General features: G+C 67.4%; 21 protein-coding genes. 10 read left to right on the top strand and 11 right to left on the bottom strand.

Annotation, left to right across the window (positions count from 1 at the left end; all coding sequences use genetic code 11):
* Positions 1-87 precede the first annotated feature (87 nt).
* The 4 genes from ACIBH4_RS00460 (at position 88) to ACIBH4_RS00445 (ending at position 5,586) form a co-directional block, all read left to right on the top strand.
* The gene (locus ACIBH4_RS00460; RefSeq protein ID WP_399171409.1) at positions 88-1,539 is read left to right on the top strand and encodes a non-reducing end alpha-L-arabinofuranosidase family hydrolase; all 1,452 of its coding nucleotides are present in this window, start codon (positions 88-90) and stop codon (positions 1,537-1,539) included.
* A 219-nt stretch (positions 1,540-1,758) separates the two neighbouring features.
* Positions 1,759-3,594, top strand: coding sequence for a family 43 glycosylhydrolase (locus tag ACIBH4_RS00455; RefSeq protein ID WP_362768249.1), 1,836 nt, complete (start codon positions 1,759-1,761; stop codon positions 3,592-3,594).
* A gap of 23 nt (positions 3,595-3,617) precedes the next feature.
* Positions 3,618-3,779: a hypothetical protein gene (locus ACIBH4_RS00450; protein WP_362508969.1), complete on the top strand. Its 162-nt coding sequence runs from the start codon at positions 3,618-3,620 to the stop codon at positions 3,777-3,779.
* 133 nt (positions 3,780-3,912) lie between these two features.
* Positions 3,913-5,586 carry a lectin gene (locus ACIBH4_RS00445; protein ID WP_362768251.1) on the top strand — a complete coding sequence of 558 codons (1,674 nt, stop codon included), beginning with the start codon at positions 3,913-3,915 and terminating at the stop codon, positions 5,584-5,586.
* A 173-nt stretch (positions 5,587-5,759) separates the two neighbouring features.
* Here the strand turns inward: ACIBH4_RS00445 and ACIBH4_RS00440 are convergent, their stop codons facing one another.
* Entirely contained in the window at positions 5,760-6,671 is a 912-nt protein-coding gene (locus ACIBH4_RS00440) for an aminoglycoside phosphotransferase family protein (RefSeq protein ID WP_362508975.1), read from the bottom strand.
* A gap of 225 nt (positions 6,672-6,896) precedes the next feature.
* Here ACIBH4_RS00440 and ACIBH4_RS00435 point away from each other — a divergent pair, with 225 nt between their 5' ends.
* Positions 6,897-7,778 carry a hypothetical protein gene (locus tag ACIBH4_RS00435; protein ID WP_362508978.1) on the top strand — a complete coding sequence of 294 codons (882 nt, stop codon included), beginning with the start codon at positions 6,897-6,899 and terminating at the stop codon, positions 7,776-7,778.
* A 134-nt stretch (positions 7,779-7,912) separates the two neighbouring features.
* Here the strand turns inward: ACIBH4_RS00435 and ACIBH4_RS00430 are convergent, their stop codons facing one another.
* The gene (locus ACIBH4_RS00430) at positions 7,913-8,371 is read right to left on the bottom strand and encodes a hypothetical protein (protein WP_362508981.1); all 459 of its coding nucleotides are present in this window, start codon (positions 8,369-8,371) and stop codon (positions 7,913-7,915) included.
* Positions 8,372-8,475: 104 nt separating this feature from the next.
* Between ACIBH4_RS00430 and ACIBH4_RS00425 the strand changes: the two genes are divergently transcribed.
* The gene (locus ACIBH4_RS00425; protein ID WP_364236448.1) at positions 8,476-8,706 is read left to right on the top strand and encodes a VOC family protein; all 231 of its coding nucleotides are present in this window, start codon (positions 8,476-8,478) and stop codon (positions 8,704-8,706) included.
* On the opposite strand, the gene ACIBH4_RS00420 is transcribed toward ACIBH4_RS00425, so the two are convergent.
* From ACIBH4_RS00420 to ACIBH4_RS00385, 8 genes are all read right to left on the bottom strand, one after another.
* Positions 8,683-9,303 (bottom strand): hypothetical protein, encoded by a 621-nt coding sequence (locus ACIBH4_RS00420; protein ID WP_362768254.1) that lies wholly within the window; start codon positions 9,301-9,303, stop codon positions 8,683-8,685. The genes ACIBH4_RS00425 and ACIBH4_RS00420 overlap by 24 nt on opposite strands.
* Positions 9,300-10,097, bottom strand: coding sequence for a hypothetical protein (locus ACIBH4_RS00415; protein WP_362508987.1), 798 nt, complete (start codon positions 10,095-10,097; stop codon positions 9,300-9,302). The genes ACIBH4_RS00420 and ACIBH4_RS00415 overlap by 4 nt, the downstream gene beginning before the upstream one ends.
* A 314-nt stretch (positions 10,098-10,411) precedes the next feature.
* Positions 10,412-11,038, bottom strand: coding sequence for a hypothetical protein (locus ACIBH4_RS00410; protein ID WP_362768257.1), 627 nt, complete (start codon positions 11,036-11,038; stop codon positions 10,412-10,414).
* A gap of 171 nt (positions 11,039-11,209) precedes the next feature.
* Positions 11,210-11,593: a MazG nucleotide pyrophosphohydrolase domain-containing protein gene (locus ACIBH4_RS00405; protein ID WP_362768259.1), complete on the bottom strand. Its 384-nt coding sequence runs from the start codon at positions 11,591-11,593 to the stop codon at positions 11,210-11,212.
* 97 nt (positions 11,594-11,690) lie between these two features.
* A complete protein-coding gene (locus ACIBH4_RS00400; protein ID WP_362508996.1) occupies positions 11,691-12,026 on the bottom strand; it encodes a helix-turn-helix transcriptional regulator in 336 nt (111 codons plus the stop codon).
* Positions 12,023-12,394, bottom strand: coding sequence for a type II toxin-antitoxin system RelE/ParE family toxin (locus ACIBH4_RS00395; RefSeq protein WP_362768262.1), 372 nt, complete (start codon positions 12,392-12,394; stop codon positions 12,023-12,025). Before ACIBH4_RS00395 ends, ACIBH4_RS00400 begins: the two co-directional genes overlap by 4 nt.
* Before the next feature lie 130 nt (positions 12,395-12,524).
* Positions 12,525-12,728 carry a DUF397 domain-containing protein gene (locus ACIBH4_RS00390; RefSeq protein WP_362768265.1) on the bottom strand — a complete coding sequence of 68 codons (204 nt, stop codon included), beginning with the start codon at positions 12,726-12,728 and terminating at the stop codon, positions 12,525-12,527.
* Complete coding sequence (locus ACIBH4_RS00385) at positions 12,715-13,563, bottom strand: helix-turn-helix transcriptional regulator (RefSeq protein ID WP_362509005.1); 849 nt, start codon at positions 13,561-13,563, stop codon at positions 12,715-12,717. Before ACIBH4_RS00385 ends, ACIBH4_RS00390 begins: the two co-directional genes overlap by 14 nt.
* Positions 13,564-13,762: 199 nt before the next feature.
* Here ACIBH4_RS00385 and ACIBH4_RS00380 point away from each other — a divergent pair, with 199 nt between their 5' ends.
* The 4 genes from ACIBH4_RS00380 to ACIBH4_RS00365 all read left to right on the top strand — a co-directional run bounded on the left by ACIBH4_RS00380 (position 13,763) and on the right by ACIBH4_RS00365 (position 15,009).
* The gene (locus ACIBH4_RS00380; RefSeq protein WP_362509008.1) at positions 13,763-13,942 is read left to right on the top strand and encodes a hypothetical protein; all 180 of its coding nucleotides are present in this window, start codon (positions 13,763-13,765) and stop codon (positions 13,940-13,942) included.
* A 62-nt stretch (positions 13,943-14,004) separates the two neighbouring features.
* Positions 14,005-14,331, top strand: coding sequence for a hypothetical protein (locus ACIBH4_RS00375; protein WP_362509011.1), 327 nt, complete (start codon positions 14,005-14,007; stop codon positions 14,329-14,331).
* On the top strand, positions 14,328-14,513 hold the full coding sequence (locus ACIBH4_RS00370) for a hypothetical protein (protein WP_362509014.1): 186 nt from the start codon (positions 14,328-14,330) through the stop codon (positions 14,511-14,513). The genes ACIBH4_RS00375 and ACIBH4_RS00370 overlap by 4 nt, the downstream gene beginning before the upstream one ends.
* A 262-nt stretch (positions 14,514-14,775) precedes the next feature.
* Positions 14,776-15,009, top strand: coding sequence for a hypothetical protein (locus tag ACIBH4_RS00365; RefSeq protein WP_362509017.1), 234 nt, complete (start codon positions 14,776-14,778; stop codon positions 15,007-15,009).
* Here ACIBH4_RS00365 and ACIBH4_RS00360 read toward each other — a convergent pair.
* Entirely contained in the window at positions 14,981-15,277 is a 297-nt protein-coding gene (locus tag ACIBH4_RS00360) for a helix-turn-helix transcriptional regulator (RefSeq protein WP_362509020.1), read from the bottom strand. The genes ACIBH4_RS00365 and ACIBH4_RS00360 overlap by 29 nt on opposite strands.
* Positions 15,278-15,394 lie beyond the last annotated feature (117 nt).

Here is a 15,394-nt window from a genome sequence, read left to right as displayed (position 1 = left end):
CCTATGAGAACCGTCCCAACCAGCCCTTCCGCTCCCCGTCGGACGAAATCGGAGTGAATTGTGAGATTTAAACCCCTAGCCGTCATCATGGCGGCGGCCACCTTGCTGGTGAGCCTGTTCGTGGCCGTCCAAACCGCGAACGCGGCGACCGTCGACACGAACGCCTGGTACGTGCTGGTCAACCGCAACAGCGGCAAGGCCCTGGACGTCTACAACCTGGCCACCAACGACGGCGCCCGCATCACCCAGTGGACCCGTAACAACGGCAACCAGCAGCAGTGGCAGTTCGTCGACTCGGGCGGCGGCTACTACCGCATCAAGTCCCGCCACTCCGGCAAGGTGCTGGACGTCAGCGGCTTCTCCACCGCCAACGGCGGCGCCATCGTCCAGTGGGCCGACCTCAACGGCACCAACCAGCAGTGGCGCCTGGCCGACTCGGCGGGTGGCTACGTGCGCTTCATCTCCCGGAACAGCAACAAGGCGCTGGAGGTGCAGGGCGCCTCCACCGCCGACGGCGGCAACATCGTCCAGTACGACGACTGGGGCGGCAACAACCAGCAGTGGCAGCTCGTCCAGGTCGGCGGAGCGAACCCGAGCCCCACCCCGACCGTGACGCCGACGCCGGGCACCTGCACCCTGCCCTCGACGTACCGCTGGACCTCCTCGGGCGTGCTGGCGAACCCGAGGTCGGGCTGGGTCTCGCTCAAGGACTTCACCGTCGCCCCCTACAACGGCAGGCAGCTCGTCTACGCCACCACCCACGACTTCGGCAGCAGCTGGGGTTCGATGAACTTCAGCCTGTTCACCAACTACTCGGAGATGGCCTCGGCCAGCCAGAACGCGATGAACTCCGGCACCGTGGCGCCCTCGCTGTTCTACTTCGCGCCGAAGAACATCTGGGTGCTCGCCTACCAGTGGGGCGGGGCCGCCTTCTCCTACAAGACCTCCACCGACCCCACCAACCCCAACGGCTGGTCGTCGGCGCAGACGCTCTTCTCCGGCAGCATCACCGGCTCCAACACCGGCCCCATCGACCAGGCGCTCATCGGTGACGGCCAGAACATGTACCTGTTCTTCGCCGGAGACAACGGCAAGATCTACCGGGCCAGCATGCCCATCGGCAACTTCCCCGGCAGCTTCGGCTCGAACTACACGACCATCATGAGCGACACCACGAACAACCTGTTCGAGGCCGTCCAGGTCTACAAGATCCAGAACGAGAACCGCTACCTCATGATCGTCGAGGCGATCGGCTCGCAGGGCCGCTACTTCCGGTCCTTCACCGCCACCAGCCTCGGCGGCAACTGGACCCCGCAGGCCGCGACCGAGAGCAACCCCTTCGCCGGCAAGGCCAACAGCGGCGCCACCTGGACCAACGACATCAGCCACGGTGAGCTGCTGCGCACCAACGCCGACCAGACCATGACCATCGACCCCTGCAACCTGCAGCTGCTCTACCAGGGCCGCAACCCCAACTCCAACGGTGTCGACTACGGCCTGCTGCCCTACCGGCCCGGCCTGCTCACCCTGCAGCGATAACACCATGACGCCGATCCGGCTCGAACGTCTCCGACGCTCACCGCGAAGGCGCACACCCCACCGGGTGAACGTCGTCACGGCACGCGATCAGGACCGGTTCGAGCCGGAACGGCGCGAGACCGATCCCCTCTGAACCGCCCCGGACGCGTCGGAGACGCCGAGCCGCCGCGTCCGGGGCCACCAACCCCCCCAATGAACGCCGCCTGAGGGAGACGACCGGTGAGACCCGCACTTCGCACGGCGAGGAGAAGAGCTCGCCGCCTGATCCTCTGGACACTGAGCCTGCTGATGTTGATCGCGTTGTCACCGCTCTCCGCGAGGGCGGACAACCCGATCGTCCAGACCATCTACACCGCGGACCCCGCGCCGCTCGTCCACAACGGCCGTGTCTACCTCTACACCGGCCACGACGAGGACGGCTCGACGTACTTCACCATGCGCGACTGGCGGGTCTTCTCCTCCACCGACATGGCCAACTGGACCGACCACGGCTCGCCCATGAGCCTGGCCACCTTCGCCTGGGCCGACGCCAACGCCTGGGCCGGCCACGTCGTCCCCCGCAACGGGAAGTTCTACTGGTACGTACCGGTGCGCAACCGGGCGACCGGCGGGATGGCGATCGGGGTCGCGGTCGGCGACAGCCCCACCGGGCCCTTCCGTGACGCGCTGGGCCGCCCGCTCGTCGAGAACGGCGAGATCGACCCGCACGCGTTCATCGACGACAACGGGCAGGCCTACCTGTACTGGGGCAACCCCCGTCTCTGGTACGTCCGGCTCAACACCGACATGATCTCCTTCTCCGGCAGCCCCACCCAGATCCCGCTCACCGCCGCGGGCTTCGGCGCGCGCAGCGGCAACGCGAGCCGGCCCACCCTCTACGAGGAGGGGCCCTGGGTCTTCAAGCGCGGCAACCTCTACTACAACGTGTTCGCCGCAGAGTGCTGCTCGGAGTTCATCGCCTACTCCACGGCGCCCAGCGCCACCGGACCGTGGACCTACCGGGGAACGATCATGCCCCGCCAGGGCGGCAGCTTCACCAACCACGCCGGGATCATCGACTTCAACGGCGGATCGTACTTCTTCTACCACAACGGCGCGCTGCCGGGCGGTGGCGGCTACACCCGCTCGGTCGCCGTGGAGAAGTTCACCTACAACGCCGACGGCACCATCCCGACCATCAACATGACCACCGCCGGCCCTCCGCAGGTGGGAACGCTGAACCCGTTCGTACGCCAGGAGGCCGAGACCATCGCCTGGGCGAACGGCGTCGAGACCGAGCCCGCCAGCGAAGGCGGCATGAACGTCGGCTTCATCAGCAACGGCGACAACATCAAGGTCAAGGGCGTCGCCTTCGGCACGGGTGCCTCGTCGTTCACCGCCCGGGTGGCCTCTGCGGCGAGCGGCGGCACCATCGAACTCCGCCTGGGCAGCGCCACCGGCACCCTGGTCGGCACCTGTTCCGTCCCGGGGACCGGCGGGTGGCAGAACTGGACCAGCGTCACCTGTCCGGTGAGCGGGGCCACCGGAACCCGCGACCTGTATCTCCGCTTCACCGGCGGCAGCGGCAACCTGTTCAACCTCAACTGGTGGCAGTTCACCGCCGGCGGCAACACCGGGGGAAACCTGCTCACCAACGGGAACATGGAGAACGGCACGACCGGGTGGACGACCTCGGGGGGCACCCTGTCGTCGGCCACGAACGTCGCCTACGCCGGCAGCCGCTCCCTGCTCAACTCCGGACGCACCTCGGCCTGGCAGGGCCCCCACCAGAACGTGACCTCGCTGCTCACCAACGGCAAGAGCTACACCACGAGCGTCTGGGTGCGCTCGCAAAGCGGCACCCCCAGCGCGAAGGCGACCCTGACGTACACGGCCAACGGCACGACGAACTACCTCCAGCTCACCCCCGCGCAAACGGTGAACGCCAACGGCTGGACCCAGCTGACCGGCACCGCGACCGTCTCATGGACCGGCACCCTGACCAACGCCTCCTTCTACGTCGAGACAGCCGCCGGAACCGACGGCCTCTACATCGACGACGCCTCCTTCCAGTGATCCGGGCAGAAAGGAGTCATCCCATGTGCAGGCACAGACCCGTGCTCACCGCCGTCACGGCCACGGCACCTCTCGTCCTCTCCGCGGGTGCCGTGGCGATGAGCCGCGATGCGAGCGCGAACACGCCCTTCGGATTCCCCGGCAACGGCACCCCGGCCACTCCGGCGGCCACCTGCGCCGCGTGACCGTAGCGCGCATCTCGACCAAGCACGATCGGGCCCCTGGTGCGGGGCGCCAGCCCGCACCAGGGGCCCGATCGTCGATCCCCCGACAGGCGGGGCCCTGCCGCCACGCCCACCCCCCACCCCCTGAGGAGCGATGTCAATGAGAAAGAACCGGCTACGCGCGTTACTCGCCCCGGCCGTCACCGTGACGCTGGCCCTCGCGATGGGAGCCGTGGCGCTCTCCACGGCCACCCCCGCGCAGGCGTTGAACAACGGCGTGGGCCGCACCCCGCCGATGGGGTGGAACACCTGGAACACCTTCGGCTGCAACATCAACGAGACACTGATCAAGCAGACGGCCGACGCGCTCGTCAACAACGGCATGCGCGACCTGGGGTACGAGTACGTCGTCGTCGACGACTGCTGGTTCGATCCCAACCGCGACTCGGCGGGCAACCTCCAGGCCAACCTGTCGCGCTTCCCGAGCGGGATGAAGGCCCTGGGCGACTATCTGCACGCCAGGGGCCTGAAGTTCGGTCTCTACCAGGCCCCCCTCGACAAGACCTGCGCCCAGTACTTCAACTCCTACCCCGGCGCGACCGGCAGCCTCAACCACGAGGTCCAGGACGCCCGGCAGTTCGCCGCCTGGGGCGTCGACTATCTCAAGTACGACTGGTGCTCGCCCACCGGCAGCATCGACGACCAGGTACGCACCTTCGCCAAGATGCGCGACGCCCTGGCCGCGACCGGCCGGCCGATCCTCTACAGCATCAACCCCAACAGCATTCACTCCAAGACCGGCCCGCAGCGCAACTGGGGCGACGTCGCCAACATCTGGCGCACCACCGAGGACATCACCAACGCCTGGAACACGAATCAGACCAACGGCTACCCGATGGGCATCCAGAACATCGTCAACGTCAACGCCCCCCTCTCCGGCTACGCCGCACCGGGACAGTTCAACGACCCGGACATGATGGTGGTCGGCCGAGGCGGCATGAACGACACCGAGATGCGCAGCCACTTCGCCCTGTGGGCGATCATGGCCGCACCCCTCATCGCCGGTAACGACGTCCGGAACATGGACAACGCGACCTCCACGATCATGAAGAACCAGAACCTGATCGCCATCAACCAGGACACGCTCGGCCTTCAGGCCGCCCAGATCAGCAACGACGGCACGCGCCGTATCCTGGCCAAGCGGCTGAGCAACGGCGACGTCGCGGTCGCCCTGTTCAACCAGGGCGGCAGCACCACCACGATCAGCACCACCGCCTCCGCGATCGGCCTGTCCGGCAACTCCTTCAACCTGCGCGACGCCTGGACGAACGCCGTCACCTCGACCACCGGCGCCATCTCGGCGAGCGTTCCCGCCCACGGCACCGTCGTGTTCCGGGTGAGCGGCGGCACGCCCAATCCCACGGTCTCCCCGTCCGCCCCGACCACGACCCGGATCCAGGGGGTGGGCTCGGGCCGGTGCCTCGACGTGACCGGCGTCTCCCAGACCAACGGGACCCAGGTGGGGATCTGGGACTGCAACGGCCAGACCAACCAGCAGTGGACCGCCACGGCCGCCGGTGAGCTGCGGGTCTACGGCAACAAGTGCCTGGACGTCAACAACAACGGCACCGCCGACGGCACCACCGTCATCATCTGGGACTGCAACGGCCAGAACAACCAGAAGTGGCGCTTCAACGCCGACGGGACCGTCACCGCCCTCGGCTCGAACAAGTGCCTGGACGTCGTCGGCAACTCCACGGCCAACGGCGCCAAGACCCAGATCTGGTCGTGCAACGGCGCCGCCAACCAGCGGTGGAACCGCACCTGATCACAACACGCCCAAGCTCCGGCTCCTCGTACCACGTGAGCCGCCGGAACCCGCTCGCCGCCGCTGTGTGCCCAGCGGCGGCGAGCGTGCCCCATACGGCCGACTTCACGACGACGGGCGCGGGTGACCGCGCAGACGTCGCGTGAGGGCGGCCGTCACGCGTTCAGATGGCGTCAGCCGGCCCGATCGTGGTCGGCCAGGACCTCGTCGACGACATGGCGGTGCTCCGCGACTTTCCGCTCATCCCCGTCGATGTTCTGGGCCAGGGTGATCAGCGCCTTCCACAGTGCCCAGCCACGAGCACGCGCCCACATGGCGGCGTCCTGAGCGACGACGTCACGGAAGACCGCCCGGCTGCGACCGGAGAACATCGTCCACGCGATCACCAGGTCACAGGCGGGATCACCGACGCCTGAGGTCCCGAAGTCGATGACGGCCCTCAGCTTCCCATCCCGAACCAGCAGGTTTCCGCTCGCGATGTCGCCGTGGAACCACATCGGCGGCCCGGACCAGGTCGCCCCGAGCGCGGCGTCCCACACGGCCGCCGCCCGGACGGTGTCGACGCGGCCCTCCAGAGCGACGAGGGTACGGCGCGTCTCCTCGTCGTAGTAGGCCGGTGGCGTACCCCGGTGGAAGCTGTGCGCGCCCGCCACCGGCCCTCCGGTCGCGTCGACGCGTTGCAGGGCGAGGACGAACTCGGCGACCGAGGCCGCGAACTCGGACAGGTCGTCGACGCGCTCAGGGCTCGCGGTCTCGCCGTCCAGCCAACCGCGGATCGACCAGTTGAACGGGTATCCCTCGCCGGGAACCCCCTTCGCGAGGGGAACGGGAATGTCGACCGGCAACGACGGGGCGAGCACCGGCAGCCATCGGTCCTCCTTGTCGACCGCGGGGGCGTAACCGGCCGCGGTGGGAAGACGCGCCGTCATCTCGTCGCCGAGACGGTAGGTGCGGTTGTCCCACCCGTCGACCTCGACCGGTGTCACAGGAAGGGCGCTCCAGTGGGGAAACTGGGCGGCGACCAGCCGTCTCACCAACCCCGCGTCGATGCCGGCGCGCCCGTCGATGCTCCTGCTCTCCACCACCCCGAGAGTGTGTCGGCCCTCCCCTCCACCACGCAAAAGGTTTTCGGCGCCCGTGCGTTCGTCGTATGGGTGGCGGCCGGTGCGAGTATCGTCCGCCTCCTCCTCGTGGAGCGACGTCGGCGCTCTCTGGCAGCCGCGGAGTCGCCGTGAGAAAATCCGCACGAACAGGCCGAACTCCCCTCTCCCGCCGAATGCCCCAAAAAGCCCGAAAAGGACGAATACTCCATGAGACGACGGGCCGCCCTGGCGGTCGCCGTACTGATCGCGTCCATGCCGGGCGCGCTGAGTCCCGCCGCCGCCGCGCAGGCGGGCGCTCCCGATCCGGCGCGCGCGGTCAAGCAGCAGTTCAGAAACGAGCACGGCGTTCGGATCTCCGAGACCAACCGCTTCTTCTACGGCAAGAAGTCCACGGTCTCCGGGAGCGGGATCCTGATCAGAGGTCGTCTCCAGTTGGCCCCGTCGGGTCCGGCGGCCGCGGATTTCACCTGGTGGGACCTCTCCCGGCCGGAGAAGGGAACCCCGTCCAAGAAATCGGCCCCCTACCGGGTGATCCGCGTCGGTAAGAAGACCTACGACGACGCCACCCGATACCCCGGCCCCGTGCCGGACGGCAAGAAGTGGGTCCAGTTCCCGGACAAGCACCGGGGACGGATGAACCGGGACATGGCCCGAGGCGCCAGTCTGCAGCCGATCGACCTGTACGACCCGTCCATGATGAAGGCCGTACTGAAACGCTCGGCGAGCAAAGCCGTCTCCGGCGGTTTCCTCTACCAGGGCACCGTGAGCTACCAGGAACTGCGCAGGATTTCCAAGAGTCCTCCCATCGCCTGGACCTCGGGCAAGCGCATCGGCAAGAAGAGCAAGGGAAAGGTCTCCTGGCGGCTCTGGACCGGCCGTGACGGTCTGCCCAAGCGCCTGGTCACCGCCGACTCCACGGGAGTGGGGAAGGAGCCGCTGGTCAAGCGGAGCGACACGCGCTACACCGACTGGGGATGCCGTCTCGTCATCACCGCCCCGCCCGCCGACGAGGTCATCTCTGAGAAGGATCTACTGGAGTACGCCCGTAGACAGAACGCGTCCGCTCCGACGGACTCCGGGAACACCTGACACACTTCGTCGATCACACCGCGCGGTCGCCCGTGACCCTGCTCTGCGGCTCTCCCGGTAGTCCGGACAGTTCGGTGCGCGGGCCGGAGCGCATCGGGCCGACCACCGCTTGATGTGGGCCGGCACGATGGATGTCAGGCGGCCAGAGCCAGCGCCGGAGGCAGGTAGGTGATGTCGCTGGTGGCGGTGTAAAGGCGCCAGTTCAGCGAGGCGGGACGGCTCACCACGGTCACGTGCAGTCCCGCTGCCGCCAGCCAGGCCGCGAGGTCGACGAAGTAGCCGTCTCCCGAACCGATCACGACTCGCTCGAACCGCAGGTCGATCCTGTCGCTCACGGCCGCTTCCGTGAGGGCGCTGTCGGCTCCGTCGGCGCCCGGACGGATCAGCAGCTGCACCCCACGGATCGCGATTCCCGCACTCACCATGGAGCGAGGGTTCACCGCGACGATGAACTGATCCTTGGGGCCGATCGGGACGCGCTCCCGATACTCGTTCATCGTCTGCCTCACCTCGGCCGTTGTCGGCGCGGAGGACGCCGTCAGGTTCTCGATGTCCAGAAGGTGGATCGACCGTCCGTCACGCAGGGATCTCATAGCCCGCACCCACTCACTTCTCTTCGCGGCAAGAGTCTTGAGAATAATTACTGTGAACTTAGTATGCAACTTCTTTGCCAACAAGGCGTTCACAGTGAAGTCGCCTGGGAAGTCCGAACATCAACGCCGTCACGCACTCGCAGATCTACGTCCCCGACCAGGACGAGGCCCTCGACTTCTACGTCGGCAAGCTCGGCCTGGAGGTCAACGCCGATGTCGACCTGGGCTTCATGCGCTGGCTGACCGTCAACGTTCCCGGGCAGCCGGATCGCCAGGTCCTGCCGGAGAAGCCGGGCGGCCCGGCCCCCGGCTCACCGCCGCGCCGGGTCGCGTGACATCCGGATCAGCACCGCGAGGCCCGCCACCAGCAGCAGCGACCAGCGCAGATGCGCCGCCGTCCAGTCCTGCGGCCGGAGTGTGAACATCGCGACCGGTCCCGGCAGGACGAACAGCAGCAGCCATCCGCCCACCACTCCGGGCGCCGCCGCGACACCGGGCTCCCGCATGCCGTACCTCGTGGCCAGCGTGGCGGCGCCGGCCAGGCCCGCGGCGAGCAGGCCCGCCAACTCCACCGTCGACCACCAGATCCACACCGCCGGCATGCCCGGCGCCAGGACCAGCAGGGACACCCCCCAGACCGGGGTGACGCAGAGCAGTGCGAACCCCAGGCGCAACCCGGTCCGTGCCGCCAGCGGCACCGGCACCGGCGCCAGCACCTCGGCCGCCACGTCGTCCAGCACGAACACCACGGCCAGCGTGACCAGGACGGCGATCACGCGTAACGACCAGACCGTGCCCTTCCAGGTGAGCGGTTCGTCGTGGGGCCAGGCCAGCACCACAGCGGTGAGCAGGAACGCACCCAGCAGCGGCTGCCATCGGATCACCTTGCCGCTCAACCGCGCCAGCAGGGCCAGCTGAGCCAGACAGATCATGGAAGCTGCCAGACGCCCGTGACCACCGCGCAGAGCACGGCGACCGCCCCGGCTCCCAGCCAGAGCTCGCGTCGTGAGCCGTCCCTGAGCATCGCCAGTGCCCCCGCCCCGATGGCGAGTGACAGCAGGTAGAGCGCGTGCGGACCGGCGTGCCCGGGGACGAACCCTGCCGGGGCGAGGTACGGCGCGGGCCCCCAGATCGTGAAGTCCAGGTAGAGGCCGAGCATGTACTGGCCCCCGTGATCAAGCATGATCTTGTTGAAGGCCATCAGCGCCAGCATGACGAGCACCGACGCCCCCGGCCACGGCAGCCACCTGGCGACGGCCACCCCGAGCAGGCAGGCCCCCAGCACGTTCAGCGGTCCGGTGCTCAGCTCCGCCAGGAACGGGAAACGCTCCAGCTCGTTGCCGGTGACCACGTAGAGCCCGGCCAGCAGGGCCTGCGCCACACAGGCCAGCGCGAACGGGCCCAGCGCGGCCAGACAGAGCGCGGCGGTGCGCCGCTGCCGGTCACAGGGGACGACCGACAGCGTCTCCTCGGCCACTCGCGTGGCGCCGGCGACCAGGTTCGCGGCGAAGAGGACCGGAACCCCCCAGAAGATGGTCATCTCCGAGGTCAGCGCGGCGAACGCGGGTCGCGGGCCCGCCCAGCCGTCGCTGACGACCCGCAGTATCCACAGCGCCAGGCCCAGCAGGGTGAGCGGATGCCGCAGAAGCCGCCAGGTCTCGTTCCGGGCGAGCGGCGGCACGACCCGTACCCCGGGGGCGGACGCCCGCAGAACCTCGGCGGTCACCGGGTCACCCCCGGCGTGGCGTCCGCGAACGACAGTGGGTGGCCAGGCGTCCCGCACACGTCACGGTCACCGCCGGCAGCGATCTTCGAACTCTCGTGGCCGCTCATACGAGCCGACTTCTCATCGATTTCACGTCCGTCTGTCGCGCCTCGGCACCCGGAGGGTTCACGGATACGCCAATCAGCTTGAAACCATTTTGACGGCTGTGCTTCTCCCCGCGGCGATCAGGCTCGGAACCCCGGCGACGGACATCCGGAGTCCGGTGTGACAGGTGTCAGGCCACCCTGGCACCTGTCACCGGGTGCGTACGCCGGTCAGGAGGCAGGGGGCTGGTCGCGGTCCTGGCGCTCGCCCTTGTCCCGCCCCTCGCCTTTCTTGCCGTGCCCGTGCCGGCCCCGGCCCTCGCGCTGGGGCACTTCGTGGATCTTGACGGCGGTGGCCGTCTCTCCCTCCACCTTGGCCATGACCACGACCTGCTGCCCGGTCTTCAGCGCCTCGGTACCCTCGCCACCGCGGTTGATCCGGGTGTCGCTGTTGATCGCGTACTCCTTGGTGTAACCGTCCGCGCTCTTGACCGTGATCGAGCCCTGGCTGACGGCCGTGACATCGCCGTACTGCCCGGCGAAGGTCACGTAATTGCCCTCCCGGTCGGGTGCCACGAACTCACCGTGAATGGGGTGGCCGCCGAAGCCCATCTTGGGGCCCATGCCCGGCCCCTTCTTGGCAGGCTTCTCCGGGGGAGCCGACGGCGTGGCGGTGTCGGTGACCGTGGGCGTCGAGGCCGGCGCGGGCGAGAACGCGGTCGCGCCGGCCACACCGGCCCCCGCGACCACGACGAGCGCGGTGGCGGCGGCGAGCATCAAGGAGCGAGGGACACGGCGCCTGGACGGCTCGTTCGCCGGCGTCTCCGCGGTGCTGAATCCATCCTGCTCAGGGGTCATCTTCCTACCTCCCGACAGTTGAGCGATGACACCACGATGCACCACTGCACCTAAAACTGCCGTAAATGCGGCCTATATCCTGATATTTACCTTTTGCCCGACTTACTCCCGCACGCGGAACCCGGCGCGAGGAGGCCGTCGCCATGACTCCCAGATCAGGAGCACACCGGCCTACCTCCAGACGCGGGTCTCGTTGATCCGCTCTTTTTCCCGCAGGGCTTCAGAGAGGTCGACTCCGGCGCGGTTGGCGATCGACGCGACGTAGATGAGGACGTCGGCGAGCTCGGCGCCGACGCTTCCCGTCGAGCTGGTGGGGTCGATCGACAGGGAAGCGTGCTTGCGCACGGCCTTGCACACCTCGCCGGTCTCCTCGCTGAGCTTCAGACATTGCTCGATGATCGTGCTGTCGGAAAAGCCGCGTTCTTGCTCCATCTCCGCGACATAACGCTGAAGCGTCTCCAGCGACGGGGAATGTGTACTGGGAAGAGGCTGCATGGTGATCCCGAGTGTGACGGGTGAGAACGTCGTGGACGACGCGATCGTGATAAGGATCATCCGGCCTCGTTTCCTCGCCCGACCGCATCCAAGCCGAACGAGACCAAGTAAGCCTTGAGTTGGTTTCGCGCAGCTGAATTGACGGCGTGCGCAGGGGTTACGCAGCGTGGGTGTCAGTGCCGCGCAGGATGTACAGGTCGTCGCCGAAGACGGCGGAGATCTGGAGATGGCCGCCGAGGGCCTGGACGTAACGGGCGATGGCCTCGACGGTGGAAACCTCGCCGCGTTCGATCTGGGAGACACGGCTCTTGGTGACGCCCATCCTCTCGGCCACCTCAAGCTGGGTCAGGTCCAATGCGGTACGGCGTTCGGCGAGGCGGTGGCCGTCGATGTATGCCTGGTTGCGTTTGCGGGCTTCGGCGACCACCTGCTCGCCCCCAGCGTCGGCGACAATGCCGGGGCGTACGTCGCTCCACTTGGGAAAGTTCGTCATCGCTGGCCCTCCTCTTCTTCCCGTTCCTTCACATACCGCGCGTACAGCTCTTCGGCTTGCGGGATCACCCGCCGGTACCAGCCGGACCAATCTCCCGATTTGTCCCCGCCGACCAGCAGGATCGCCGACCGCCAGGGATCGAACACGAAGATGACTCGTATCTCCGAGCGTCCCGCCGATCCAGGCCGCAACTCCTTGAGGTTGTGGACTTGCGAGCCCTCCAGCCGGTCAACCAGTGGCCTCCCCAGCCCGGAACCTCCCTCGGCCAGTCGGTCGATAGCGTCGACCACTTGAGCTTTGGACCTCTCATCCAAGGCGTTGACCCAGGCTAGGAACTCGTTGGTGACGCGAATCTCCCACTCCTCCACGCCGCGAGTGTAGCAAATCCTCTACCGCACGGGGATGGGGCAGGCAACGCGACGCACGGACGAGGTCTTGCGCTTGCCGCACGGCTAGGCACGTCCGAGGCACCTCAGCCGTGCGGCACTCGTGGTCGGGTCAGATCTCTTCGCTGCGGATGCCGGCCAGGAAGTTGTTCCAGGCCGCCGGAGAGAAGGTCAACATCGGGCCGGACGGGTCCCTGCTGTCACGCACAGCGATGAGGCCCGGAAGGTTGGTGGCCACCTCTACGCAGTTGTCGCTGCTTCCGCCGCTGTAGCTGCTCTTACGCCATGTGACGCCAGTCAGGTCAGAGGGGGGCATGGTCACTCCTTACCGCAGCTATGAACGCCGCAGACTCTTCGGGGGACAAGCACACACCAGCAAGACGCTCGAACGTCAGCTTAAGGTTCTCCACCTGATCCGTCGCCTCCACATAGACGTCTCCGCCTGGGCAACCGGTGTAGCCCACCACTGGATCTTCGGCATCAAATGTCAGCAGAGAGAAGGCGCCTTCCAGGCCACAGTGCGCACCGACCCGAAGTGGAAGAACCTGAACGGTGATGTTGGGCCAGTCCATGACTTGAAGAATGTCTCCCAGTTGGCGAGCCATGATGCTGGGCGAGCAGACGGGGCGGCGCAGAGCGCATTCGTCCATGAGTACATGCAGGGCGGGCGCCCGTGAGCTGAGAAGGCTGATTTTGCGTGCCATCCGGGCTGCGACATACCGCTCCAGTTCCACGGAGGCCAGTCCGGGACGAGATGTACGGATAAGTTCGCGGGCATAGTCCTCGTTCTGTAGAAGGCCCGGTATCAACAGTGGTTCCCAGCTGCGGATGGTCGTCGCCTCGGCCTCCAGGCCGACGTAGGCGCTGGCGAACACATCGCTGTAGGCGGTCCACCAGCCACGTTGGTTGGCATTTTGGCCGAGTTGGATCAACCCAGCCTTCGTCGGCGGGTCCACAGCGTATAGATCACAAAGGTCGGCCACGTCCGTGTCGCTGGGCATGGTCCGGGCGTTCTCGATGCGGCTTAGCTTGGCCGTGGACCAACGGAGCGGCGTGGCCACCTCTTCCAGAGTGAGGTTCGCCTTCTCGCGCAGTCTTCGCAGCTCACGGCCGAGGCGGCGGTGTCGAACGGTGGGACTCGCAGAAGCCATGCCGACAAGCATGCCTGATCACAGCCGTCGTACGCCGAGCAAATTTATACAAGGCACTTGTGATCATGTAAGTTGCACGCAACACTGCAAGGAGTCACTTAACTACTAAGAGTGATGGGCGGGGCAAGGGTGTCCATGCGACACCACCGCCATCGCCGGCTGCCCGCTACCTGGTCCGTTAACTCAGGGTGAGGATTCCATGACATTCGCGGACCGCTCCGTGCAGCTCCTCGACAGGCAGGTGGGCAGCGGCTGTTTCGCCGAGGTGCCGCCGATGCCGATGGGGTGTGCCCTCTGCGGGCAGGCCCCCTACGCGCACGGCTGTCCCGGCCACTCGGCCGGTACGGCGAACCCCTCCAAATCCTTTCCCGCTTCATAAAACAGGCCCGCCCCACGCTGGCAGCATCCGGACGGGCCCTTGATCAGATGGAGGTCCGATCAGTGAGCGATGGTAGTTCCACCTACCCCGAGTCCACCAGTCCCGAGACGACGATCCCCGGCTGGCGGTTGATCCTCAGCGACGCCGGGCGGTTGTGGGCCAGCCGGAAGGAGCCCTTCTCCGAGGCCGCGGCCCATGCCGGGGCCGAGCGGACCGTCGACGGCGACAGCCTGGAGGCGTTGCGGGCCGAGACCGACCGGCAGGAGACCTTCGCCCGCGAGGCGGAGGAGCAGGCGGCACGAGAAAAGGAAGCGCAGAAGGCTCCTGCCCCGAAGACCCGAGAGCCGGGGACACGGGAGCAGGCGCAGGCCGGGCAGGTGATCGTATGATCCGCCGTACTCTGGCCCGCGCCCGGGGCCGCCACCGCGACGGGGTGGTCATCACCTCCGTACCGCACTACACCTGGGACCACGAGGCCCGAGCCGAGGCCGCGATGCTGGAGATCACCCAGCCCGGCTGGTCCGTCCTGTACGGCACCAGCAGCCGTCTCTTCCACGCCATCGCCACCTGACCCACCCCCGAGCCGGTGCTCATCTGCGACCGGACCATCGACGGGTTGAAGACCCAGATGCGCGAGGCCGAGATGACCGCACTCGTCCAACGCTGGGAACTCCCCACCACCGGCCGATCCTGAGCACGCACGGCGGTCCCGTCCCTTCCCCGGTCAAAGACCGCCGTGCCACCCAAGACGTACCGCGAGAGTGCGACGCGGTGCGCGACGCGGGCGGGTCCGCGCACCCGGCCCCGCCCGCGTCCCCCAGACAGGAGCCCTCATGACCGCTCCACCCCACGATCCGCTCACCGCACTACGCCAGGCCTTCCCCGGCTGGTACATCGACCACGATCCCGTCCTCGGCCGCTGGATCGCCCTGCGCCACCGCCCCCTCACCGTCCAGGAACACAAGGCCGGAGCCAAATACTTTCTCCAACGCGCCTGCCCCGATCGCCTCAGCGCCGCCCTGACCGACCAGACCGAACTCACCCGCCGCCCCCGTACCGCCCCTTGAACCGGTAGATGGCACGTTCGATGTCGGCGACCTGCGGACGGTCAGGCTCGTGAAAGTCACGGGGACTCTCGCCGAGGAGCACGACGGTGCGTACGCCAAGGACGAAGGCGATCTGCCGCAGCAGCGGTATCGAGGGGATTCGCTTGCCTTGCTCGATCAGTTCGATGTGCCGGGTTGTGCACCCTGCCCGCGTTGCCAGCGCCGTGGTGCTCATGCCTTTGGTTTCACGCTGGCGTCTGATCGTGTGCCCCGTGATGACGTCGCGCATAAGGCTCTGCCTCCCCTGAAGGGTCGACCTCCTCAGGCTAGTGGCCCGTCTCCGAACGTTGACCGGGTATCACGACCGGGTGACCGGCTCTCTTCAGGTCTGGTTTCCCCAGCAAGG

Origin of the sequence: Streptosporangium sp. NPDC050284, from assembly GCF_044459525.1 — a bacterium.
Taxonomy (GTDB): Bacteria; Actinomycetota; Actinomycetes; order Streptosporangiales; family Streptosporangiaceae; genus Streptosporangium.
The sequence above is the reverse complement of the archived record's forward strand: the minus strand, read 5'-3'. Positions and strand labels throughout refer to the sequence as shown.

What these genes read in the sequence shown, in the direction of transcription:
- ACIBH4_RS00410 (WP_362768257.1), bottom strand. Translation starts at nt 11,038, where the DNA reads ATGACCCCTGAGCAGGATGGATTCAGCACCGCGGAGACGCCGGCGAAC.
- ACIBH4_RS00385 (WP_362509005.1), bottom strand. Translation starts at nt 13,563, where the DNA reads ATGGCTTCTGCGAGTCCCACCGTTCGACACCGCCGCCTCGGCCGTGAG.
- ACIBH4_RS00380 (WP_362509008.1), top strand. Translation starts at nt 13,763, where the DNA reads ATGACATTCGCGGACCGCTCCGTGCAGCTCCTCGACAGGCAGGTGGGC.
- ACIBH4_RS00405 (WP_362768259.1), bottom strand. Translation starts at nt 11,593, where the DNA reads ATGATCCTTATCACGATCGCGTCGTCCACGACGTTCTCACCCGTCACA.
- ACIBH4_RS00445 (WP_362768251.1), top strand. Translation starts at nt 3,913, where the DNA reads ATGTCAATGAGAAAGAACCGGCTACGCGCGTTACTCGCCCCGGCCGTC.
- ACIBH4_RS00360 (WP_362509020.1), bottom strand. Translation starts at nt 15,277, where the DNA reads ATGCGCGACGTCATCACGGGGCACACGATCAGACGCCAGCGTGAAACC.
- ACIBH4_RS00430 (WP_362508981.1), bottom strand. Translation starts at nt 8,371, where the DNA reads ATGAGATCCCTGCGTGACGGACGGTCGATCCACCTTCTGGACATCGAG.
- ACIBH4_RS00460 (WP_399171409.1), top strand. Translation starts at nt 88, where the DNA reads ATGGCGGCGGCCACCTTGCTGGTGAGCCTGTTCGTGGCCGTCCAAACC.
- ACIBH4_RS00435 (WP_362508978.1), top strand. Translation starts at nt 6,897, where the DNA reads ATGAGACGACGGGCCGCCCTGGCGGTCGCCGTACTGATCGCGTCCATG.
- ACIBH4_RS00390 (WP_362768265.1), bottom strand. Translation starts at nt 12,728, where the DNA reads ATGCCCCCCTCTGACCTGACTGGCGTCACATGGCGTAAGAGCAGCTAC.
- ACIBH4_RS00450 (WP_362508969.1), top strand. Translation starts at nt 3,618, where the DNA reads ATGTGCAGGCACAGACCCGTGCTCACCGCCGTCACGGCCACGGCACCT.
- ACIBH4_RS00365 (WP_362509017.1), top strand. Translation starts at nt 14,776, where the DNA reads ATGACCGCTCCACCCCACGATCCGCTCACCGCACTACGCCAGGCCTTC.
- ACIBH4_RS00420 (WP_362768254.1), bottom strand. Translation starts at nt 9,303, where the DNA reads ATGATCTGTCTGGCTCAGCTGGCCCTGCTGGCGCGGTTGAGCGGCAAG.
- ACIBH4_RS00400 (WP_362508996.1), bottom strand. Translation starts at nt 12,026, where the DNA reads ATGACGAACTTTCCCAAGTGGAGCGACGTACGCCCCGGCATTGTCGCC.
- ACIBH4_RS00370 (WP_362509014.1), top strand. Translation starts at nt 14,328, where the DNA reads ATGATCCGCCGTACTCTGGCCCGCGCCCGGGGCCGCCACCGCGACGGG.